General features: G+C 63.8%; 18 protein-coding genes. 6 read left to right on the forward strand and 12 right to left on the reverse strand.

From position 1 onward, the window contains the following. Positions 1 to 188: 188 nt before the first annotated feature. The 5 genes from ACSQ3Q_RS18195 to ACSQ3Q_RS18215 form a co-directional block, all read right to left on the reverse strand. A complete protein-coding gene (locus tag ACSQ3Q_RS18195; RefSeq protein WP_436135734.1) occupies positions 189 to 917 on the reverse strand; it encodes an ABC transporter ATP-binding protein in 729 nt (242 codons plus the stop codon). 2 nt (positions 918 to 919) lie between these two features. Then, positions 920 to 1,702: an ABC transporter ATP-binding protein gene (locus ACSQ3Q_RS18200; protein ID WP_436135735.1), complete on the reverse strand. Its 783-nt coding sequence runs from the start codon at positions 1,700 to 1,702 to the stop codon at positions 920 to 922. Positions 1,703 to 1,727: 25 nt separating this feature from the next. Then, on the reverse strand, positions 1,728 to 2,804 hold the full coding sequence (locus ACSQ3Q_RS18205) for a branched-chain amino acid ABC transporter permease (RefSeq protein WP_436135736.1): 1,077 nt from the start codon (positions 2,802 to 2,804) through the stop codon (positions 1,728 to 1,730). A 13-nt stretch (positions 2,805 to 2,817) separates the two neighbouring features. Next, positions 2,818 to 3,747, reverse strand: a complete 930-nt coding sequence (locus ACSQ3Q_RS18210) for a branched-chain amino acid ABC transporter permease (protein ID WP_436135737.1) — start codon at positions 3,745 to 3,747, stop codon at positions 2,818 to 2,820. 314 nt (positions 3,748 to 4,061) lie between these two features. Further along, positions 4,062 to 5,414, reverse strand: coding sequence for a replication-associated recombination protein A (locus tag ACSQ3Q_RS18215; RefSeq protein WP_436135738.1), 1,353 nt, complete (start codon positions 5,412 to 5,414; stop codon positions 4,062 to 4,064). Positions 5,415 to 5,676: 262 nt separating this feature from the next. On the opposite strand from ACSQ3Q_RS18215, the gene ACSQ3Q_RS18220 reads away from it, so the two are divergent. Further along, on the forward strand, positions 5,677 to 6,036 hold the full coding sequence (locus tag ACSQ3Q_RS18220) for a DUF1304 domain-containing protein (protein ID WP_436135739.1): 360 nt from the start codon (positions 5,677 to 5,679) through the stop codon (positions 6,034 to 6,036). Positions 6,037 to 6,116: 80 nt separating this feature from the next. Here the strand turns inward: ACSQ3Q_RS18220 and lolA are convergent, their stop codons facing one another. Together lolA and ACSQ3Q_RS18230 are read right to left on the reverse strand one after the other, a co-directional pair. After that, positions 6,117 to 6,749: an outer membrane lipoprotein chaperone LolA gene (lolA, locus tag ACSQ3Q_RS18225; RefSeq protein ID WP_436135740.1), complete on the reverse strand. Its 633-nt coding sequence runs from the start codon at positions 6,747 to 6,749 to the stop codon at positions 6,117 to 6,119. A 137-nt stretch (positions 6,750 to 6,886) separates the two neighbouring features. Next, a complete protein-coding gene (locus ACSQ3Q_RS18230; RefSeq protein WP_436135741.1) occupies positions 6,887 to 9,223 on the reverse strand; it encodes a DNA translocase FtsK in 2,337 nt (778 codons plus the stop codon). A gap of 253 nt (positions 9,224 to 9,476) precedes the next feature. Here ACSQ3Q_RS18230 and ACSQ3Q_RS18235 point away from each other — a divergent pair, with 253 nt between their 5' ends. Next, positions 9,477 to 11,489: an O-linked N-acetylglucosamine transferase family protein gene (locus tag ACSQ3Q_RS18235; protein WP_436135742.1), complete on the forward strand. Its 2,013-nt coding sequence runs from the start codon at positions 9,477 to 9,479 to the stop codon at positions 11,487 to 11,489. Here the strand turns inward: ACSQ3Q_RS18235 and ACSQ3Q_RS18240 are convergent. Continuing rightward, positions 11,482 to 12,159 carry a Crp/Fnr family transcriptional regulator gene (locus tag ACSQ3Q_RS18240; RefSeq protein WP_436135743.1) on the reverse strand — a complete coding sequence of 226 codons (678 nt, stop codon included), beginning with the start codon at positions 12,157 to 12,159 and terminating at the stop codon, positions 11,482 to 11,484. The genes ACSQ3Q_RS18235 and ACSQ3Q_RS18240 overlap by 8 nt on opposite strands. A 225-nt stretch (positions 12,160 to 12,384) precedes the next feature. Between ACSQ3Q_RS18240 and trxB the strand changes: the two genes are divergently transcribed. From trxB to rpmG, 3 genes are all read left to right on the forward strand, one after another. After that, positions 12,385 to 13,338 carry a thioredoxin-disulfide reductase gene (gene trxB / locus ACSQ3Q_RS18245; protein WP_436135744.1) on the forward strand — a complete coding sequence of 318 codons (954 nt, stop codon included), beginning with the start codon at positions 12,385 to 12,387 and terminating at the stop codon, positions 13,336 to 13,338. Positions 13,339 to 13,522: 184 nt separating this feature from the next. Further along, positions 13,523 to 13,756, forward strand: a complete 234-nt coding sequence (gene rpmB / locus ACSQ3Q_RS18250; protein ID WP_010463481.1) for a 50S ribosomal protein L28 — start codon at positions 13,523 to 13,525, stop codon at positions 13,754 to 13,756. Positions 13,757 to 13,767: 11 nt separating this feature from the next. Then, positions 13,768 to 13,938: a 50S ribosomal protein L33 gene (rpmG, locus tag ACSQ3Q_RS18255; protein ID WP_007859760.1), complete on the forward strand. Its 171-nt coding sequence runs from the start codon at positions 13,768 to 13,770 to the stop codon at positions 13,936 to 13,938. A 124-nt stretch (positions 13,939 to 14,062) separates the two neighbouring features. On the opposite strand, the gene ACSQ3Q_RS18260 is transcribed toward rpmG, so the two are convergent. Further along, a complete protein-coding gene (locus ACSQ3Q_RS18260) occupies positions 14,063 to 15,589 on the reverse strand; it encodes a PLP-dependent aminotransferase family protein (protein WP_436135745.1) in 1,527 nt (508 codons plus the stop codon). Positions 15,590 to 15,838: 249 nt separating this feature from the next. Between ACSQ3Q_RS18260 and ACSQ3Q_RS18265 the strand changes: the two genes are divergently transcribed. Then, positions 15,839 to 16,267 (forward strand): hypothetical protein, encoded by a 429-nt coding sequence (locus ACSQ3Q_RS18265; protein WP_436135746.1) that lies wholly within the window; start codon positions 15,839 to 15,841, stop codon positions 16,265 to 16,267. Positions 16,268 to 16,324: 57 nt separating this feature from the next. On the opposite strand, the gene ACSQ3Q_RS18270 is transcribed toward ACSQ3Q_RS18265, so the two are convergent. From ACSQ3Q_RS18270 to ACSQ3Q_RS18280, 3 genes are all read right to left on the reverse strand, one after another. Next, positions 16,325 to 17,539, reverse strand: a complete 1,215-nt coding sequence (locus ACSQ3Q_RS18270; RefSeq protein WP_436135747.1) for a DesA family fatty acid desaturase — start codon at positions 17,537 to 17,539, stop codon at positions 16,325 to 16,327. 192 nt (positions 17,540 to 17,731) lie between these two features. Beyond that, positions 17,732 to 19,006: an RsmB/NOP family class I SAM-dependent RNA methyltransferase gene (locus tag ACSQ3Q_RS18275; RefSeq protein WP_436135748.1), complete on the reverse strand. Its 1,275-nt coding sequence runs from the start codon at positions 19,004 to 19,006 to the stop codon at positions 17,732 to 17,734. Positions 19,007 to 19,227: 221 nt separating this feature from the next. Further along, positions 19,228 to 21,081 carry a M48 family metalloprotease gene (locus ACSQ3Q_RS18280; protein ID WP_436135749.1) on the reverse strand — a complete coding sequence of 618 codons (1,854 nt, stop codon included), beginning with the start codon at positions 21,079 to 21,081 and terminating at the stop codon, positions 19,228 to 19,230. Between the last annotated feature and the right edge of the window lie 37 nt (positions 21,082 to 21,118).

Here is a 21,118-nt window from a genome sequence, read left to right on the forward strand (position 1 = left end):
CCTGCCGGCAGTCGCCGCCTGATCGATCGACAGCCGGGGTGACCACAGGCAGACCCATCCGTCAGGCGGTAAGCCAAGCCCCACAAAGCAAAAAGCGCGGCTCGAAAGAGCCGCGCTTTTCCTTTGCGGGGGCCGCACGGCAGAAGCCGTCCTCCCCCAGAGGCCCACACACCGCGGGCCCCGGCCTATCACTCGCCCAGGTAGGCCGCCCGCACCTTGGGGTCGTTCAGCAGATCACGGCCCGGGCCGGTCATGGTGATCAGGCCGGACTCCATCACGTAGCCGCGGTCGGCAATCGCCAGCGCACGGCTGGCGTTCTGCTCCACCAGCACGATGGTCACGCCCAGGGCGTACACGTCGCGCACCACTTCAAAGATCTTGTCGACCATGATTGGCGACAGGCCCATGGAGGGCTCGTCCAGCAGCAGCACCTTGGGCTGGCTCATCAGCGCACGGCCCATGGCCAGCATCTGCTGCTCGCCGCCCGACATGGTGCCGGCCAGCTGGTCCTTGCGCTCGCGCAGGCGCGGGAAGATGGTGAACATCTTCTCGATGTCGGCCAGGATGCCCGCCTTGTCGCGGCGGATGTAGGCGCCCATCTGCAGGTTCTCGGTGATGGTCATGCGCGCGAACACGCCGCGGCCTTCCGGCACCATCACCAAGCCTTCCTTGACCAGGTCCCATGCGCCCTTGCCCTTGATGCTCTTGCCCAGGTATTCGATGTCGCCATCGTTCATGCCCAGGGTGCCGGTGATGGCCTTCATGGTGGTGGTCTTGCCAGCACCGTTGGAGCCGATGAGCGACACCAGCTCGCCTTCGCGCACTTCGAAGTCCACGCCCTTGACGGCCTGGATCCCACCGTAGGCCACTTTCAGGCCCTTGACCTGCAGCAGTATCTTGTTGGATTTTTCGGCCATTCTCAATGTCCTCCGGTGCCCAGATAGGCCTCAATCACTTTTTCGTTCTTTTGCACTTCGGCAGGGTTGCCTTCGGCAATCTGCTTGCCGTAGTCGAGCACCGTCACGCGGTCGCACAGGCCCATCACCAGCTTCACATCGTGTTCGATGAGCAAGATGGTGCGGTTGTCGTTGCGGATGCGGTCGATCAGCTCGCGCAGCTGCACCTTTTCGGTGGCGTTCATGCCGGCGGCCGGCTCGTCCAGGGCAATCAGTTGCGGGTCGGTGGCGAGCGCGCGGGCGATCTCCAGGCGGCGCTGGTCGCCGTATGACAGCGTGCGCGCCTTGTAGTCGGCAAACTTGCCGATGCCCACGTAGTCGAGCAGCTCCTGTGCGCGCTTGGCGATCGCGGCTTCCTCTGCCTTGAAGCCCTTGGTGCGCAGCACGGCGCCCAGCAGCCCGGACTTGGTGCGGATGTGGCGGCCCACCATCACGTTTTCAAGCGCCGTCATTTCGGCAAACAGGCGGATGTTCTGGAACGTGCGGGCAATGCCCGCCTTGGCCACTTCGTGCACGGCGGTGGGCTCGTAGGGCTTGCCCGCCAGCTCGAAGGTACCGCTGTCGGGCGTGTACAGGCCGGTGATCACGTTGAAGAACGTCGTCTTGCCGGCGCCGTTGGGGCCGATCAGGCCATAGACCTGCCCGCGCTGAATGGTGATGCCCACATCGGACAAGGCCTGCAGGCCGCCAAACCGCTTGGAAATGCCGGCGACCTTCAGCACCACTTCATTGGATTTCTCTGTCATTGCTAACTTTCGGTGGTGTTCGGCTTCAGGTCTTCTGGGTCAGGCTCTTGCCATGCTCAGGCGACGGCCACAGGCCACGGGGGCGCAGCAGCATGATGATGATCATGGCCAGCGCGATCAGCAGCTGGCGCAGGATGGCCGAGTCCAGGCGGCCGTCCGTCATGGCCTGCAGCGGGCCGGCGACGTAGCGCAGCACTTCTGGCAGGGCCGACAGCAGCACGGCACCCAGGATCACGCCGGGGATGTGGCCGATGCCGCCCAGCACCACCATGGCGACGATCATGACCGACTCCATCAGGCTGAACGACTCGGGCGACACGAAGCCCTGGAACGCACCGAACATCGCACCCGACACGCCGCCAAACGAAGCGCCCATGCCGAAGGCCAGCAGCTTCATGTTGCGGGTGTTAATGCCCATCGCCTTGGCGGCGATCTCGTCTTCACGGATGGCCATCCAAGCGCGGCCAATGCGCGAGTCCTGCAGGCGATAGCAGATGATGACCGAGACCACCACCAGGATCAGGAACAGGTAGTAGTACAGCGTGACCGAGTTGATGTCGAAGCCAAACAGCTCCAGGCGCTTGCCCAGGTCCAGGCCGAAGATCTTGACCGAGTCGATCTGCCCGAGGCCCTTGGGGCCGTTGGTCAGGTTGACGGGGTGGTCCAGGTTGTTCAGGAAAATCCGGACGATTTCACCGAAGCCCAGGGTCACGATGGCCAGATAGTCGCCGCGCAACTTGAGCGTGGGCGCCCCTAACAAGGCCCCAAAGAACGCCGCCAATATCGCCGCCGCCGGTATTACCAGCCACAGCGAGGTGTGCAGCCCGTTGGGGAACATGGCAGCAAACGCCGCAAAGTTGTCTGCCAGGTGGGGCGACGCCATCAACGCGAACAGGTAGGCGCCCACGGCGTAGAACGCCACGTAGCCCAGGTCCAGCAGGCCGGCGTAGCCGACCACGATGTTCAGGCCCAGGGCCAGCAGCACGTACAGCAGGGCCAGGTCGGCAATGCGCACCCAGGCGTTGCCAAAGGATTGGAGGATCAGCGGCAGCACCAGCAGCGCGATGGCGCCGAGGATCCAGTGGGTCTTGGTGTTCTTCATGGTGTGGTCTTCCTCAGGCTCGATCCGCCACACGCTCACCCAGCAGGCCCGATGGGCGCAGCGTCAGGATGATGATGAGCACGATGAATGCAAAGATGTCGGTGTAATGGCTACCCAGGAGGCCGCCCGTCAGCGTGCCGATGTAGCCGGAGCCGATGGCTTCGATGAGGCCCAGCAAGATGCCGCCCACCACCGCGCCCGCCAAGTTGCCGATGCCGCCGAACACGGCCGCCGTGAAGGCCTTGAGGCCCGGCAGGAAGCCCATGGTGTGCTGCGCCGTGCCGTAGTTGGACGCATACATCATGCCGGCGATGGCCGCCAGGACGGCCCCAATGATGAAGGTGGCCGAGATCACCATGTCGGGCTTGACGCCCATCAGGGACGCCACGCGGGGGTTCTCCGCCGTGGCACGCATCGCGCGGCCGAGGTTGGTGTGGTTGACCAGATAGACCAGCGAAGCCAGTGCCACTGCGGTCACGCCCAGGATCAGGATCTGCGTGGGGGTGATGAACGCGCCGCCCACCTGGAAGGGAGTGCTCGGCAGCAGGGTGGGGTACGGCTTGTAGTTGGGCTTCCAGATGATCATCGCCAGCGTCTGCAGCAGGATCGACATGCCGATGGCGGTGATCAGGGGGGCCAGGCGCGGGCTGTTGCGCAGCGGCCGGTAGGCGACTTTCTCGATGGTGAAGTTCAGGGTGGCGGCCACCACGCAGGCGATGATGGTCGCCAGCAGCAGGATGAGCCAGCCGGGCGCGCCGGGCATGGCCGCTTGCATCATTCCTATACAACTCCAACTGGTGAGTGCCCCGATCATGAGCACCTCGCCATGGGCGAAATTGATCAGCTGAATAATGCCGTACACCATTGTGTAGCCCAAGGCTATCAAGGCGTACATGCTGCCGAGAACCAGACCGTTGATGATCTGCTGCAGCAAAATTTCCATAAGAGAAGTCCTTCGTTTGTGACGTACCCACCGCTCTGGCACCGAAATCGGTACAGCCTTGTGGGCCAGCCTGCCATGTAGCAAAAAACCCGCCAGAAGTGCAGCTGTGCGGGTTTGTGGACGGGATTGTAGCGAGTAGTCACCAGCGGCCCGCACCAAGCCGGCCGGGGTTTTCCCTCGGGTTTTGGCCCCATCAGCGCGCAACGCAGCGCATAAGCCACGATGATGGAAGCAGGAATATTGATGTGCAGGCTTATTACCGAAGTCATGCGCAATCGGCATGAACCGCGTCCGACGCCCGCCCCTGCTTGCGCTCAAGGGGTCTCGGCGGGGCCCTCTGCATCGCCCGTGGCTGCATTGCGGTTTTGCAGCTCACGCAGTTTCTGTGCGATCTTGATTTCGAGCCCACGCTCGACCGGCTGATAAAAACCCGGCGCGAGCATGCCTTCAGGCAGGTAGTTTTCGCCCGCCGCAAAGCCGCCTTCTTCGTCGTGCGCGTAGCGGTAGCCCTTGCCGTAATCAAGCTCTTTCATGAGCTTGGTCGGTGCGTTGCGCAGGTGCATAGGCACCGGGCGCGTGCCGTCCTTCTTCACCCAGGCGCGCGCGGCGTTGTAGGCCTTGTAGACCGCGTTCGACTTGGGCGCCATGGCCAGGTACACCACACATTCAGCCAGCGCCAGCTCCCCCTCGGGGCTGCCCAGGCGCTCGTACACCTCGGTGGCGTCCAGCGCCAGGCGCAGCGCCCGCGGGTCGGCCAGCCCGATGTCTTCGCTGGCCATGCGCACCAGGCGGCGCGCCATGTAGCGCGGGTCGGCACCGCCATCGAGCATGCGCACCAGCCAGTACAGCGCCGCGTCGGGGTCGGAGCCGCGCACGGATTTGTGCAGCGCGCTGATGGTGTCGTAGAACTGCTCGCCACCCTTGTCGTAGCGGCGCATGCGCTCGCCCAGCACCTTGAGCAGCCAGGCGTCGGTGATCTCGGCCAGCTTTTCTTGCGTGGCGGCCATGGCCAGCGTTTCCAGGGTATTGAGCAGCCGGCGCGCGTCGCCGTCGGCGTAGGCCACCAGGCGGTCGATTGCTACATCTTCGATAGCAGGTAGCGCTTTCTCCGCCTGCGCCAGGGCTACGATTTGCTTCAAATCGTCTTCCGACAGGGGCTGGAGCACGTACACGGCGGCGCGTGACAACAGCGCCGAGTTGACTTCAAAAGACGGGTTTTCAGTGGTGGCGCCGATAAAGGTGAAAAGGCCCGATTCAACGTGGGGCAGGAACGCGTCCTGCTGGCTCTTGTTGAAGCGGTGCACTTCGTCGACGAACACGATGGTGCGCTGCTGCATGAGGCCGTCGCGCGCCAGCTCGGCCCGTTCCACCGCCTCGCGGATGTCCTTGACCCCGCCCAGCACGGCGCTGATGCTGATGAACTGCGCATCGAACGCATCGGCCATGAGCCGCGCAATGGTGGTCTTTCCCACGCCCGGCGGCCCCCACAGGATGCAGCTGTGCGGCCGGCCGGATTCGAACGCGAGCCGCAACGGCATCCCCGGCCCCAGAACGTGCTGCTGGCCGATCACCTCGCCCAGCGTGCGCGGGCGCAGACGCTCGGCCAGGGGCTGGTGGTCGGGGTGCGCCGACGAGGGCGCTGCGGCGCTGGATGGGGTGGCAGCCATGTTTGACAGGTCCTAATCCACACAGCGCTGCGCGATGCACAGCAGCTCTCTACCGTCCAATGCGGTCGCGCGCTCGGCACAAGGCTGCGAGGCGTCTCGATGGAAGCAAAGTGGCAAGCTCATTTCCTGATTCCAACATATCCGATCCACCCCGGCGCGAGCACGCACGCCGGCCACTGTCCACCTCATGCGACAGGGTCGCGAATCGGCAGCGTCTAGCATCGGGCTTTTCATCCCCCATTTTTTTGGAGCTCTGCCCGCTATGTCCTTAGCCGCCAATATCGTCGTCGGTCTCATCGGCGTCCTGCATGTCTACATCCTCGTGCTGGAAATGTTCCTGTGGGAGAAGCCAGCCGGCCGGCGCGCCTTTGGTCAGTCACGCGAGCAGGCCGCTGCCACCAAGGTACTGGCTGCGAACCAGGGCCTGTACAACGGATTCCTCGCAGCCGGCCTGTTCTGGGGACTCACGCTGGGCGACGCGGGCGGGCTGGGCGTCAAGACATTCTTTCTGCTGTGCGTGCTGATTGCCGGCCTGTACGGTGCCGCCACCGCCAGCCGCAAGATCCTGTTCATCCAGTCCGTCCCGGCCGCTATCGGGCTGGCGCTGTTGTGGCTGGTCTGAGCACTGCGATTGAGCATCAAAATGGCCGCCAGCGCCTGTCCAGCAAGCGCTGACAGCTATATTTTTTATAGCAAACTGACTTACTGCTTCACCACGTCCGCGCCGGCCGGCGGCTTGAACTGAAAGGTACCGGCGGGCAGCGCCGTGTTGGCCTGCATGCCGTTGAAGCGGATCAGCGAGCGCTGGCCGAAGCTGTCCAGGATGTCCAGGGCAGCCAGTTGCTCACCCGCAAAACCCACGCGCACGCTTTTGAGCTGGCCTTCCTTGGTCTTGGGCGAGGCCAGCACCCATTGCAGTCCGTCCTGCTCCGGCGCGTTCTCGAGCGTGAACTCGGCCTTGAGCGCCGACAGATCCGGCGCCGACGCGAGCAGCGCTGCGGGCGTGGTGCCCAGCGCCTGCGCCTGGGCCCGCTGCGTGACCTGGTTCAGGTCCACGTCGTACAGCCACAGCGTCTGGCCGTCGGCCACGATGGTCTGCTCGAACGGCTTCTTGTAGACAAACTTGAAACGCCCCGGGCGCTGGAACTCGAAGCTCCCGCTCGACGTCTTGGTGCGTGCCGTCTGCCCGTCTTTGGGCGGCGACGTCACGGTCTGGCTGAAGTCAGCACGGCCCGTCTGCGTGCCCTTCATGAAGGATTCAAGGCTTTTCAGGCCGTCAGCGCTTGCTATACCTGCACCGGTAGCTATCAAAATAAGAGCAATCGTTTTTTTCATGGAATTCCTTGTGTTGGGAGACCGGCCTGGGGCATGGGTGCAAACGCCTTCTAAGCCCCGCGCCTTGGCTGCTGCGCTGCCATCACCCCTGACGGCTGGTGCCGGACAAGAACACCGCAGCGCAGACGACGGGTGGCCTATTCCCGCGCAGGCACCAGCACTTCGCGCTGGCCGCTGGTGGTGAGGCCGCTCACGATCCCCGCCTTTTCCATGTCTTCCAGCAGCCGCGCCGAGCGGTTGTAGCCAATGCGCAGCTTGCGCTGCACGTACGAGATGCTCGCCTTGCGGTCCTTGAGCACCACTTCGACGGCCTGGTCGTACATGGGGTCCTTCTCGCCGCCGTCACCACCGTTGCCGTCCCCTGACAGATCACCGTCACCATCCACAGTTCCGCCTTCGAGCACGCCTTCTATGTAGTCCGGCTCCCCTTGTGCCTTGAGGTAGTTGACGACACGGTGTACTTCCTCGTCCGACACAAACGCGCCATGCACCCGGATCGGCAGGCCCGTACCGCTGGCCATGTAGAGCATGTCGCCCATGCCCAGCAGAGCCTCAGCGCCCATCTGATCGAGGATGGTGCGGCTGTCGATCTTGGAGCCCACCGAGAACGCGATGCGGGTGGGGATGTTGGCCTTGATCAGGCCCGTGATCACGTCCACGCTGGGGCGCTGGGTGGCCAAGATCAAATGAATGCCCGCCGCCCGCGCTTTTTGCGCCAGCCGGGCAATCAGCTCTTCGATCTTTTTGCCCACCACCATCATCAGGTCGGCCAGCTCGTCGATGATGACCACGATGTGCGGCAGGCGCTGCAGCGGCTCGGGCTCTTCGGGCGTCAGGCTGAAGGGGTTGTAGATGAACTCTTCGCGCGCCTTGGCTTCGTCGATCTTGACGTTGTAGCCCGCCAAGTTGCGCACGCCCAGCTTGCTCATGAGCTTGTAGCGGCGCTCCATCTCGGCAACGCACCAGTTCAGGCCGTTGGCCGCCTGCTTCATGTCGGTGACCACGGGCGCCAGCAGGTGCGGAATGCCCTCGTAGACCGACATTTCCAGCATCTTGGGGTCGATCATCAGCAGGCGCACGTCGCGCGCCTCAGCCTTGTAGAGCAGCGAGAGGATCATCGCGTTGATCCCCACCGACTTGCCCGAGCCGGTGGTCCCTGCCACCAGCACGTGTGGCATCTTGGCGAGGTCGGCCACCACCGGATTGCCCACGATGTCCTTGCCCAGACCCATGGTGAGCATGCTCTTGGCCTCGTGGTAGACCTGCGATCCCAGAATCTCGGACAGGCGGATGGACTGGCGCTTGGCATTGGGCAGCTCCAGCGCCATGTAGTTCTTGCCGGGGATGGTCTCCACCACGCGGATCGAGACAAGGCTCAGCGAGCGCGCCAGATCCTTGGCCAGGCCCACGATCTGCGAGCCCTTCACGCCCGTCGCAGGCTCAATCTCGTAGCGCGTGATCACCGGGCCGGGCATGGCCGCCACCACGCGCACTTCCACGCCAAAGTCCTTGAGTTTTTTCTCGATGAGGCGGCTGGTCATCTCCAAAGTCTCGGGCGCCACGGTTTCCTGGCGCTGCAGCGGGCCGTCGAGCAGATCCACCAGCGGCAGCTTGCTGTCGGGCATCTCGGTGAAGAGGGGCTTTTGGCGCTCTTTCACCACGCGGGCGCTTTGCGGCACATCCGTCAGGATCGGCTCGATGATCTGGATGGGCTCTGGGTGGTGCACTTCGCTCTCGGTGCGCTCCTCCAGCACCACCACTTCGCGCTCGCGCGCGGCCTTGCGGCCCACCGCCACGTCCTTGGCCACTTCGCGCTTGGCCAGGCGCGACTGCACCAAGGAGTCGATGCGCGAGCCCAGCACCTCGGCCACGTGGCCCCAGGAGAAGCGAAACACCAGCGCCGCGCCCAGCACCGCCAGCACAATCGACAGCAGGGCCGAGCCGGTATAGCCCAGCCACTTCACGCTCGCGGGCCCCACCACGTACCCCAGCACGCCACCGGCGTGCCCGCCCGGCAGCAGGGATTCGAACCGGTACATGCGCGACCACTCCAGGGCCGTGCTGGCGCACATCAGCAGCACCAGCCCACCCCAGAACAACGCCCGCCGCTGCATCGGGCTGGCGGCACCCGGCACCGGCTCGCCACCGCGCATCCAGCGCGCCAGCGACGACAGCCAGGCGCGCACGCCCGCAGCCACACACCACCACACGGAAAAGCCCATCGCAAAATAGCTGCCATCGGCCAGCCAAGCGCCGAAGCGCCCCGCCCAGTTGGCCACCATGCGCACGTCGCGCGCACCAGAATTGGAAAACGCAGCATCCTGCGTGGAGTAGCTGGCCAGCGCCAGCAGCCAGAAAACCAGGGCCAGCAGCCCCACCATCAGGCCAATCTCATGGCCAAAACGGGCGGCGCCCGTGCGAGGCGGCGACTTGGCCGCCGACGATGCGTTCAGGGTATTGAGGGAATAGGTCATATGCGTGCCGGGCGAGCTTACCGCAAGCACCGTGAACGCTTCGGTCGCGCTGACGCATACCGCAAAGCCATACGTCAGAGCCACTGCGGCCAGTTACGAAGCACAGCACGAGTCGCCGTACTGTACTGACTGCTGTGATGGCAGGCGTTGGGACCGCAGTTTGATAATGCCGGTCTGTACCATTCGCGACTCACCTGTCGAGCACCTTGGCAAACAAGCCTGCTTGAGCGAATGAAAGTCACCAGTTTCAGCAATGGCCATCCACCTGTTCACTCGCGCCGCAACCACGCCTACACCACTTGAATTGCAGACCCTGCTGCACCTCTATCAAGAGGGCGATCTGCAGGGAGCTTATTTGAAAGCACAGGCGCTGACCGTCCAATTTCCCAAGCACGCAATGGGATGGGGGATTCTGGGCGCCATTCATCGCGCGCGCCGCGACGATGCGAAAGCCCTTCCGTGCTTGAAAAAGGTCGCGGAAATCAGCCCCAGCGATCCCACGGCACACTTCAATCTGGCCAATGCGCTGAGGGACCTGGGCCTTTCGGAAGAAGCCGCAAACCACTACCACCGCGCTCTGAAGCTCAAACCCGACCTCCCACACGGTTTTTTTCACCTGGGAAACATGCAGCATGAGTCTGGCAAGCTCGCTCTGGCCGAACGAAGCTATCGGCGGGCCCTGGATCTGTCGCCCGATCATGTCGAAACCCTGAGCAACCTCTCCTACGTACTGCAGGACTGCGGTCGCCTACAGGAGGCCCTGGCAGTCAACGACCGTGCGCTGGATATCCAGCCCTCCAACGCCGCACTTCACTACAACCGCGGCGACCTCCTGCTGGAACTGGGCTTACTCGACGGCGCGGAAACCGCGGCACGCAAGGCGATAGATCTGGCACCTGACATGGCCCCTGCACGCGCACTATTAGCTAACGTGCGCAAGACCCGAGGGGATCTGGAGGGGGCGGTAAGCGCGTACCACGATGCCCTCGCCATCGAGCCTGAGAACACTGACATTCAGAGCAACCTGCTCTTCACGCTAAGTTATCTGCCGTCGTACAGCCAGTCTGATAGCTTCAAACGCGCCCAGGCGTTTGGACAAACAAGCGCCCGGAACGTCAAGGCGCTGACACAGGGTTGGGCAGGCGACCCTTCCTCCCAGGTACTGCGCGTGGGACTGCTATCTGCGGATTTGCGCAATCATCCCGTCGGTCATTTCCTGGAGGGGGTGCTCGCCCACCTTGATCCGAAGCGTGTCGAACTGGTGGCGCTGAGCACCCAGACCTTCGAGGATGAACTCACGCGTCGCATTCGCCCCGCCTTCCGGGAATGGCATTCGCTTGCTGGCATGTCAGATGCAGATGCTGCGGAGATGATTCGACGCCTTGGGTTGCATTTAGTGGTCGATCTGTCAGGCCATACCGCGGGGAACCGGTTGCCCTTGTTCGCCTACCGCCTTTCCCCCGTGCAAGCGACTTGGCTAGGCTATTTCGCAAGCACCGGCTTGCGTGAGATGGACTATTTGATTGCAGATCCGGTCAGCCTGCCCGCTGAATGTGAACCCTATTTCACAGAATCCATATGGCGGCTGCCCGACACCCGCTTGTGCTTTACGCCGCCAAGGGAGGCCATCGACGTGAATCCACTTCCTTCTATTTCCAATGGCTTCGTGACATTCGGCAGCACCAGCAACCTGCTAAAGCTTAACGATTACGTTGTTGCGTTGTGGAGCCGCATCCTTGGTAGCGTGCCCGGGAGTCGTCTGCTGCTCCAAGCCAAACAATTGGGCTCTGCCGACATGCGAAATGCGCTGGCTCAGCGCTTCGCGGCACATGGCGTCCAGGCAGTCCAACTGCTGCTGGAACCACCTACTGAGCGCAGCAGTTACCTTCGTACATACCAACGCATCGATTTTTGCCTGGACCCATTTCCTTTCCCCGGGGGAACGACCACCGCAGAGAGTTTGTGGATGGGCGTACCTGTTCTTACCTTGAACGGCAGCCATTTCCTGGCCAAGCAAGGCACTGGGCTGATGACCAGCGTGGGCCTCTTTGACTGGATAGCAACCGACGAGGAAGACTACGCCGCACGCGCCGTGCGGTTCGCTCAGGATGTTCGCTCCCTAGCAGAACTCCGACAATGCCTGCGCCAAAGGGCGCTGGCATCGCCGATCTTCGATGCGCCTCGTTTCGCGCAGAACCTCGAAGCTGCCTTCAGGGGTATGTGGGAGCAGAAGAAGCAGGCGGGCCTCCTTTCCGGACTCAGCTGAGCGCGTTCAACCGGTCCTTGAGCAACGTCGCCCCTGTTGGCAACGCCTCGATGAAACCGCGCTCCTCCAGGTCCTTCATCACGCGGCTGACCATCTCGCGGGAGGCGCCCACCATCTTGGCCAGGTCCTGGCGGGAGATCTTTTCCTTGATGATCAGCTGGCCTTGGGCATCGGGCACCGCGAAGTCCAGCAATGCATGGGCCACGCGTCCGTACACGTCCAGCAGCGCCAGGGATTCAATCTTGCGGTCGGCGTGGCGCAGGCGCTTGACCAGGCCGCGCATCACCACCAGGGACATGGAGGCGTTCTCGGTCAGGCAGCGGGCAAATTCTGCGCGGCCCAGCATCAGCACGTCGGTCTGCACCTCGGCGCGCACGGTGGCCGAATGCGGCTCGTTGTCGATGATGCTCATCTCGCCCAGATAGTCCCCTTGCGAGAGCGTAGCCAAGATTACTTCGCGGCCGCGGCTGTCGGACGTCATCACCCGGGCGCGCCCGGTGAGCAGGATGAAGAGCGCGTTGGACTTTTGTCCCTGCTCCACCAAAGGCTCGCCGCGCTTGAAGCGGCGCTTGATCACGGCGCCGCTGATCACCTCGGCCTGCGACACCGTGAGCAGCGAAAACAGGGGCACCCGGCGCAGCAGGTCCAGGTTGGACAACATCGTCGACATGGAAACTTCTCCTCTAGAGCGTGTGATGCGCTTTCGCGTGCCGCAAAAGCATGGGCTATGCGCGGCTCCACCTGTGCCGCGGCGGGTTATCCATCGGTTCTTACAATCGCCGTGATTGAAATTGGAGCGGCTGGTGGCAATCGCAAGCGATTGATACTTGGCGCCCTGCCCCACAGCTTTCCCAACAGCGCCCCATGTAGCGGACGCAAAACACAGGCTTTTACCATGTCCACCAACCAACACGCGAAAGTTCTGATCCTCGGCTCTGGCCCAGCGGGCTACACGGCCGCCGTCTATGCAGCGCGCGCCAACCTCAGCCCCGTGCTCATCACCGGCATGGCCCAGGGCGGCCAGCTGATGACCACGACCGAGGTGGACAACTGGCCTGCCGACGTGCACGGCGTGCAGGGACCCGAGCTGATGCAGCGTTTTCTGGAGCACGCCGAGCGCTTCAAAACCCAGGTGATCTTTGACCATATCAACAAGGTCGATTTCAGCCAGCGCCCCTTTACGCTGACGGGCGACAGCGGCACCTACACCTGCGACGCGCTGATCCTGGCCACGGGCGCATCGGCCAAGTACCTGGGCCTGCCTTCGGAAGAAGCCTTCATGGGCAAGGGTGTGTCGGGCTGCGCCACCTGCGACGGTTTCTTCTACCGCGAGCAGGACGTCTGTGTGGTCGGCGGCGGCAACACGGCCGTGGAAGAAGCGCTGTACCTGTCGAACATCGCCCGCAAGGTCACCCTGGTGCACCGCCGCGACAAGTTCAAGGCCGAACCCATCCTGGTGGACAAGCTCAATGAGAAGGTTGCTGCCGGCAAGATCGAGCTCAAGCTGTTCAATACGCTCGATGAGGTGCTGGGCGACCACACCGGCGTGACCGGCATCCGCATCAAGAGCACCAAGGACGGCAGCACCGAAGACATCAAGCTGCAGGGCTGCTTCATCGCCATCGGCCATGCGCCCAACACCGAGATCTTCCAGGGCCAACTGGAGATGGAAAACGGCTACATCATCACCCAGGGCGGGCTCAAGGGTTTTGCCACGCAAACCAGCGTGCCGGGCGTGTTTGCCGCAGGCGACGTGCAGGACCACGTGTACCGCCAGGCCATCACCAGCGCAGGCACGGGCTGCATGGCCGCGCTCGACGCCCAACGCTTTCTGGAACAGGAAAGTTGATCAAAAACTGGGCATCAGGCTATAATCTGCGGCTTTGCTGAATTCGGCCCGTTTTTTGCGGTCCTCCGAAGCAGGCAAATCGGGTTACCGCCACCCTTTCTGGCGAGGTGAGGCCGCAAGCCAACCTGGGAAACTGCTCCTCAGGGCCCAGCGAACGGCCGTTAAAAAGTATCGGAGTGTCCTCATGGCACGCGTCTGCGACGTAACGGGCAAGAAGCCCATGACGGGGAACAATGTTTCCCACGCCAACAACAAAACCAAGCGCCGGTTCCTGCCGAACCTGCAATACCGCCGTTTCTGGGTCGAGACCGAAAACCGTTGGGTTCGCCTGCGTGTTTCGAGCGCTGCCCTGCGTTTGATCGACAAGAACGGTATCGACTCGGTGCTCGCAGACCTGCGCGCACGTGGTCAAGCCTAAGGAGAAGCACCATGGCAAGCAAAGGCGGACGCGACAAGATCAAGCTGGAATCCACTGCGGGTACCGGTCACTTCTACACCACGACCAAGAACAAGAAGACGATGCCCGAGAAGATGCTGATCATGAAATTTGATCCTAAAGCTCGCAAGCACGTTGAATACAAGGAAATCAAGCTGAAGTAATCCAACTTCGGTTTGCATCCTCAAAAAACCGCCCTCATCAGGCGGTTTTTTTATGTCTGGAGAAGACGCGCAGGCACCCACCCATCGCGTGCACTTCCCCGCTGGCTCCTCCCCGCGTGCCGGATCAAGCAGCCTTGCGCGCACGCGGTGCCTCGGCCAATTGGGCTGCCATCAAGGCTCCCAGAGTGCGATACCCCTCCTCCACCTCCGGGGTGAAAGGCATGCCACAGCTGAGCCGCAGAAAATGCTCGTAGCGGCCGGTGTTAGAAAACATGGGGCCAGGCGCGATGCGGATCCCGTTCTGGAGCGCCGCGTCGTACAGGCGTGTGGACGAGATCCCGGTCGGCAGTTCGAGCCACAGGCTCAGTCCGCCGGGCGGCAGGCTCAGGCGCGTCCCCGTGGGGAAGTGCCTCGCCACCGCGCGGGCTGCCTGCTCGCGCTGTATGCGCAGCTGCGCACGCATCCGGCGCATGTGGCGCTCGTAGGCCGGCGAGTCCACGCTGCGCGCCGCCAGCAGCTGGGACCAAGTCTGCATGTTGCGTGTGCGCGCAAACTTGAGCATCTGCACCCGGGCCTGCCAGCGGCCGGCGCTCATCCAGCCCTGGCGCAGGCCCGGCGCAAAGCTCTTGCTGAGCGATGCGCAGTAGATCACCTGGCCGGCATCCCCCTGGCGGTCCCAGGCCTTGGCGGGCCGCAGCACGTGGGGGGATTCGACAAACTCCCGGTAGATATCGTCCTCGATCAGGGCCAGGCCGTATTCGACGCACAACGCCACCAGGCGCTCCTTGTGCGCGTCGGGCATCACGCTGCCCTGGGGCATCTGCAGGTGGGGCACGACAACCACGGCTTTGAGCCGCGGCTCGTTGCGTGCGGCCAGCTCCAGCGCTTCCAGCGACATGCCGGTGTGGGGGCTGCAGGGGATTTCCAGCGCGCGCAGCCCGCTCACCTCAATGGCTTGCAGGATGCCGAAAAAGGTGGGGGATTCAACCGCGATCACATCGCCAGGCTGCGCCACCGCGTCCAGGGCCAGGTTGACGGCCTCGGAGTTCCCATGGGTTGCGCCGATGTCGGCTGGCGCCACACACACGCCAAACGTGAGCGCGTGGCGTGCCATGGCTTGCTGGAACTCTGGATGCGTCGTGGGGGCGGAGGGGCAGTACAGCAGGACGTCGGGTTGCTCGCGCAGCAGGCCCTGAGCGAGCCGGTTGAGGGCGGTGGCATCGAACAGGCTGGGCGCAGGCATGGCGCTGCCCAGGTCCAGCGGCAAGGGCCCGGCCCGGCGGGCCTTGTCGAGAAACACCGAAATGCGCTCATTGATGCCGGTGAACACCTGAGGGTCGCTGGCCAGCGGCTCGTGCACCTCCGGCTCGCGCGCAAGCGGCAAGACGACACCCCCCACCTCGCGAACGAAATACCCCACACGTTCGCGCGCCTCCACACAGCCTTGGGATTCAAGATGGCGCAGCACCTGCAATGCGGTGGTCAGGCTGACCTGATGGCGTTGGCACAGCTCGCGCACAGACGGCATGCGCATGCCGGGCTTCAAGCTGCCCGCGGCAATGGCCTGTTCGTACAGCGCCGCCAGCTGGCGGTAGAGAGCAGGTTCGCGGGGAGACGGGGGATTGGAGGTGGAGGCAGTACGTGTGGACATGGGCGGAATCCTGGAGTGCTGCTGTGCTGTGCTGCGCTGTGCTGTGGCGCGGGCGGGCACCGAGCCGGTCGATGGTGCCCCAACGCCACGCAGCGGTACAGATACAGGAATGGTCAGAAGCAACCATAACAGTGTGCACGCAATCGCTGCTGTTCTACCTTAAGCAGTGGGTTGTGTACCTGTTGCCGCTGGCCTGTTTTTTTTACGCTAGAGGCCTCTCCACAGCCCTTTGCACCAGGAGCACGCCCCATGACCACACGCCCTCTGACAGCTGTAGCTAAAGCCACCGCCACGTTCTCCATAGCACCCGGGCAGAGCCTCTGGGCTTGCCTCGCGCCAGGAAGCAGCCTGCTCATTACCCAAGGCCGCGTCGCCATCCGCCCTGCGCCCTATCCCGGCGGGCAGGCCACGAGTCTGCCGCCCACCGCCGTGATGGATGCCGGTGAACACCTGGTGTGGCATGCGAGCCCTCCACAGGCAGCCTGGGTCCAAATTGACAGCACGGCGCGCCAAGCCGCCGAAATCACCGTCGTAGAAAAAGCGCAGGCGCCCGGGGTGGCGTCGAAGGTGTGGGGACTCTTGCAGCGCACATTGTTTGCGGCCCGCGATGGGGCCGATAAAGCGCACGGGGCAGGCGGGGCGTGTGGGCCCCAGCCCGCACATTGCGTCGCCAAGTAAAAAGCAAAAAAGGCCTTGCCAGGTGGCAAGGCCTTTTTGCAGATCAGCGCAGCCGGTTCAGGCCTGGGCTGAGCGGAGCCGCAGCGAAAACTCACGCAACGCAGCAACGCCGCTTTCTTCTGCTCGGCGGCACCATGCCTGCAGGTCTGCCGTCAACTGCTCACGCGACTGCGTGGTGTTGAGCCACAACTGGCGCAGTTCTTCGCGCATGGCGACCATCTTGTCGAGCGAAGGATGGGCGGCTCGCACCTGGGCCAATTGGGGCAACACCACGGCCGGCACCTTCTCGGTATCGCGGTGCAGCCAGCGCTTGGCGGCCGTGAGCACCGAGACATCCGCATGCCGGGCCTGCAGTGCAGCGATTTCTTCTTTGCAGGCTTGGCGCACCCCGCGCGCATAGGCAGCCATCACCTCGTAGCGGTTGGCAATCAAGGCCTCCAAGGTCTTCTCGTCGGCCACTGGCTTCACCGCGCCCAGCTGCAGCTTGGGCGGCATCTTCTTGACCGTAGCCCAACCCACTTTCTGCATCAAGCTGATGTAGGCCCAGCCGATGTCGAACTCATAGGGCTTGACAGAGAACTTGGCGGACGTGGGGTAGGTGTGGTGGTTGTTGTGCAGTTCTTCGCCGCCAATGATGACGCCCCAGGGCGAGAGGTTGGTGCTGGCGTCCTGCGCCTCGAAATTGCGGTAGCCCCAGTAGTGGCCCACGCCGTTGACGATGCCTGCCGCCCAGAACGGAATCCAGAGCATCTGCACCGCCCACACGGCAGCCCCCAGCGCACCGAACAGCGCCAGGTTCAGCACCAGCATCAGGCCCACGCCTTGCCAGCCAAAGCGGGTGTAGACATTGCGCTCCATCCAGTCATCGGGCGTACCGTGGCCGAATTTCTTCATGGTCTCCATGTTCTTGGATTCGGCGCGGTACAGCTCGGCGCCGCGCCACATCACGGTATCGAGGCCACGCGTCTGCGGGCTGTGGGGGTCGTCCACGGTTTCGCACTTGGCGTGGTGCTTGCGGTGGATCGCCACCCATTCCTTGGTGACCATGCCGGTACTGAGCCAGAGCCAGAACCGGAAAAAGTGCGAAGGGATGGCATGCAGATCGAGCGCCCGGTGGGCCTGGGTGCGGTGCAAAAAAATCGTGACCGCCGCAATGGTGATGTGCGTGGTGGCCAGGGTGTACAGCACGACCTGCCACCAGGACAGATTCCACAATCCATGGCCCAGCCAGTCAATGGCAGCGTTCAGAACCGCCCAGTCGGGTAACAGCATATTCACAAATACCTCTACAGAGAACCTGCTCCATAGTGAAACAGACCCCCGATTTTAAATTGACACCCCATCTTTAAGTAGAGGGGAATCCGTAGGATTGACGCTGGTTTACACGTCGTTTGGACGCCATCTAGCTCTCAACAGCTCTGTTCAGGTAGCGCACACAGCCTCCAGCGTCAAATCCTGCCGGCATCAACCCTTGCGGGTCCAAACGGCCGCAAAAAAGCCATCCGTCTGATGGATATGGGGCCACAGGCGCAAATAACCACTGCCTGACGCGCCCCCGCTGCACAGTCCCTGCGCGCCTTCTACCTTGAGCTGCGCGAGCAGCTCTCCGGCATCCACCAGTTCGAAGTCAGGGTGGGCGGCGCTGAAAGCCTCGGCAATGGCTTCGTTTTCCTGCGGCAGGATGCTGCAGGTGGCGTACACGAGGCGCCCACCCGGCTTGAGCAGCCGCGCGGCACTGTCGAGGATCGCGGTCTGCTTGGCCACGAGTTCTTCCACCGCCTTGGGCGACTGGCGCCACTTGAGGTCGGGGTTGCGGCGCAGGGTGCCCAGGCCCGAGCACGGCGCATCAACCAGCACACGGTCGATCTTGCCGGCCAGGCGTTTGACGCGGTCATCGCGCTCATGGGCGATGGCAGCAGGGTGCACGTTCGACAGTCCGCTGCGGGCCAGGCGGGGCTTGAGGGCATCGAGCCGGTGGCCCGATACGTCAAATGCATACAGGCGGCCGGTGCTGCGCATGCCCGCGCCAATCGCCAGCGTCTTGCCGCCCGCGCCGGCGCAAAAATCCACGACCATTTCGCCACGCTTGGCGTCGAGCAGCAGGGCCAGCAGTTGCGAGCCTTCATCCTGCACTTCAATCGCGCCACGGGTGAACACATCCAGCTTGGTCAGCGCGGGCTTGCCATCGATCCGAAGACCCCAGGGTGAATACGGCGTGGGCACAGCCTTGATACCGGCCTTGGCAAGCTCCTTTTGCACATCGGCACGCTTGTCTTGGAGCGCGTTGACCCGCAGGTCCAGGGGCGCAGCGTTCGACAGGCTCTCTACCAGCGGCCAAAAGCCGGTGCCCAGCTGATCCTTGAGCGGCTGCACCAGCCACTCAGGCAGGTTGTGGCGATGGCGCTCCATCAAATCGTCCACCGTGACGGAATCGCACTGCTCGAGCCAGTTCTTTTCCTGATCGGTCAGAGCGCCCAGAAGGAAGTCGCGCGGGCCGTAAAAGCCCAGGATGGCCAAGCGCCGCTCTTTCGGGCCCGAGCCCGAGGGGGCCATGTGGTCGAACAGCAGCTTTTTGCGCAGCACGGTGTAGACCGTTTCGGCCAGCGTGGCTCGCTCACGGGGGCCAAGGCCCCGGTTGTCACGGAAAAAACGCGACACCACCGCATCGGCGGGGTGTTCAAAAGTGAGGGTGAGCCTGACGAGTTCGGCACAGGCGTCGAGAAGAACTTTGGGATGCATCCCCCGATTGTCCCACTGTGGATGGAAGCCCCCCTGAGTCGCCTTCGGCCACTTCCCCGCTGGGGGGCGCGCCCCCAGCGCACGCAAGCGAGCGCCGCATACGCGCCGGGCAGCCCTTGCGCGGGGCGCTGGCCTTGGCTGGCTCGCTGCAGACCGGCAGGTTGCGCAAAGCGCAGTGTCACCAACTACGTGTCACCTCAGAAGGCAGAAGGCGCCGCCTCTCAACGCACGTAAACAGGGTCAAACGCGTAGCGCTGGATTTCCTTGAGCGAAGGCGATTCGCCCGCCCACAGCGCCAGCGCGGGGCCCGGGAGGCTCAGGTTGCGCTCCAGGCTGCGGCACAGGTGGTAGCGGCTTTCATCGTCCATGCCGGGCAGCTCCAGGAACACCAGGTACGCCCGGCGCTGCGGATGCTCGCGCAGGTTCTTGCGCACCAGCCAACAACGGGTGAGAGCTGCGCAGCGGGCCAGCTCCGATTGCAGCTCGGCCAGCTCAAAGGGGCTCAGGTCATTGCGCGCGATCTGGTTGAAGAAGGAGGTACCCGACAGCTCCTCCCAGGCGCGCTCTTCGGACTCCTGCGCGCGCTCCAGCCGCTTGCGCCATTGCTTGAAGGCCGCCGCGTCATGGTCCTTACCCATGCGCGGAGTCTCCAGCTCGGCCAGTGCGGTGCGCGCGGCCCAGTAGCGGTCGTTGCTGCCAGCCTCCCACACCCGGTGCAGCAGCAGGAGCCTTCCCTCGCGGTCGTCCTCCGGCAGGCAGGGCACCAGTCCGCACAGGGCGGGGGGGTATTCCGCGCTGCGCTCGAGCGCCAGCTCATACAGCGCACCCACATCGGCGTGGGGGTCGAGGTGGCGCTTGAGGCGGGCCAGCTCCACCAGCTCGGCGGCGCTGCTCTGGGCCATCGACGCGCCGAGCGCTTCAGCCCGTGCACGCACACGCTCCAGCCACGCATGGTGCTGCTTCCACTCGGTGGCGTTGTCGCGGCACCATTGTTTGTCAAAGTGTTTTACCCACCGCTTGGCCTCGTCGCCCAGCAGGGTCAGGGCATTGCCATGCGACCACTCGGGCAGTGTGGGCGTGGCATCCAGCGCTTCGATGCGGTCCCGAAGGCCGGGGTGGGTGTCGTCTACACCGCTCAGGCGCTTGAGCGCCTGGCGCAGTGCGTCGTTGGCAAATGCGGCATCGGGCGCCTTGGCCAGACCCCGGCGCATGCTGCGGTAGGGCCCCACCGGCAGCGGGTTGCCCGCGGCGGCGCACCAGTGGTTGCCCCAAAACTCCGCCTGCAGCCACGCACCCCGGATTTCGATCTCGGCCAGAGCGGCAGCCGTCACATCCCGACCCAGCAACTTGCCTGCAATGCGGTCGGCCTCGTACTCGTCCTGGCGGGCCAGCGCAAAGGTCTTGGCCGAAAAACGCGGAAAGTACCAGCGCATGAAAGCCTGCGTGGCGGCCGCCACCGGGCCTTCGTCGTCGGCCAGGCTGTGGTTCAGGCGCATCCACGACAGGCGGGTGCGGTAGATCCAGGCGGCAAACCGGCCGTGGTCGCCGCGCAGGTGGCCGTATTCATGGGCCAGCACAGCCAGAAAACGGGGGCGGTCCAGGGCCATGAGCAGCGGCAGGCCGATGGTGAGATGGTTGACCGCGCCGCCCAGCAAACCATAGCGGGGCACCTGCTGAATGCTGGCGTTGAATTCATCGCTCAGCCACACCTTGTGGATGGGTGGCCCCTTGATCTTGCGACGGATGCGCTCGAGCGCCTCGAACAAGTCCGGCGCCTCCAGTGCGGTGATCTCCACGCCTTGCGGCGCCTCCATCCGCACCCACAGCGCGCGCAGGCTTACCCAGAGCAAACCGGCCGCGGCCAGCAAGGGCCACAGCATGGCAAAGCGGACGCGCCCCTGCAGCAACTGGGGCACGATCCACAGCAAGAGGCCCGCGGCCAGCGCCATGCAGCCCAGGACCCAGGCATAGCCCAACGCTGCAAATGCGGCCACGCTGCGTCGGTACGCGCGACTGTTGTCGGCGCTGGCATGCTCGCTCATGCGCACAAGGTGCACAAAATCTGCCTGATCCACGGCTCTCCCCCGGTAAGTTTGCTTTTTTTGACCGCTC

Source organism: Acidovorax sp. LjRoot129, from assembly GCF_964253765.1.
GTDB lineage: Bacteria > Pseudomonadota > Gammaproteobacteria > Burkholderiales > Burkholderiaceae_C > Acidovorax.

What these genes read in the sequence shown, in the direction of transcription:
- ACSQ3Q_RS18195 (WP_436135734.1), bottom strand. Translation starts at nt 917, where the DNA reads ATGGCCGAAAAATCCAACAAGATACTGCTGCAGGTCAAGGGCCTGAAA.
- ACSQ3Q_RS18200 (WP_436135735.1), bottom strand. Translation starts at nt 1,702, where the DNA reads ATGACAGAGAAATCCAATGAAGTGGTGCTGAAGGTCGCCGGCATTTCC.
- ACSQ3Q_RS18205 (WP_436135736.1), bottom strand. Translation starts at nt 2,804, where the DNA reads ATGAAGAACACCAAGACCCACTGGATCCTCGGCGCCATCGCGCTGCTG.
- ACSQ3Q_RS18210 (WP_436135737.1), bottom strand. Translation starts at nt 3,747, where the DNA reads ATGGAAATTTTGCTGCAGCAGATCATCAACGGTCTGGTTCTCGGCAGC.
- ACSQ3Q_RS18215 (WP_436135738.1), bottom strand. Translation starts at nt 5,414, where the DNA reads ATGGCTGCCACCCCATCCAGCGCCGCAGCGCCCTCGTCGGCGCACCCC.
- ACSQ3Q_RS18220 (WP_436135739.1), top strand. Translation starts at nt 5,677, where the DNA reads ATGTCCTTAGCCGCCAATATCGTCGTCGGTCTCATCGGCGTCCTGCAT.
- lolA (WP_436135740.1), bottom strand. Translation starts at nt 6,749, where the DNA reads ATGAAAAAAACGATTGCTCTTATTTTGATAGCTACCGGTGCAGGTATA.
- ACSQ3Q_RS18230 (WP_436135741.1), bottom strand. Translation starts at nt 9,223, where the DNA reads ATGACCTATTCCCTCAATACCCTGAACGCATCGTCGGCGGCCAAGTCG.
- ACSQ3Q_RS18235 (WP_436135742.1), top strand. Translation starts at nt 9,477, where the DNA reads ATGGCCATCCACCTGTTCACTCGCGCCGCAACCACGCCTACACCACTT.
- ACSQ3Q_RS18240 (WP_436135743.1), bottom strand. Translation starts at nt 12,159, where the DNA reads ATGTCGACGATGTTGTCCAACCTGGACCTGCTGCGCCGGGTGCCCCTG.
- trxB (WP_436135744.1), top strand. Translation starts at nt 12,385, where the DNA reads ATGTCCACCAACCAACACGCGAAAGTTCTGATCCTCGGCTCTGGCCCA.
- rpmB (WP_010463481.1), top strand. Translation starts at nt 13,523, where the DNA reads ATGGCACGCGTCTGCGACGTAACGGGCAAGAAGCCCATGACGGGGAAC.
- rpmG (WP_007859760.1), top strand. Translation starts at nt 13,768, where the DNA reads ATGGCAAGCAAAGGCGGACGCGACAAGATCAAGCTGGAATCCACTGCG.
- ACSQ3Q_RS18260 (WP_436135745.1), bottom strand. Translation starts at nt 15,589, where the DNA reads ATGTCCACACGTACTGCCTCCACCTCCAATCCCCCGTCTCCCCGCGAA.
- ACSQ3Q_RS18265 (WP_436135746.1), top strand. Translation starts at nt 15,839, where the DNA reads ATGACCACACGCCCTCTGACAGCTGTAGCTAAAGCCACCGCCACGTTC.
- ACSQ3Q_RS18270 (WP_436135747.1), bottom strand. Translation starts at nt 17,539, where the DNA reads ATGCTGTTACCCGACTGGGCGGTTCTGAACGCTGCCATTGACTGGCTG.
- ACSQ3Q_RS18275 (WP_436135748.1), bottom strand. Translation starts at nt 19,006, where the DNA reads ATGCATCCCAAAGTTCTTCTCGACGCCTGTGCCGAACTCGTCAGGCTC.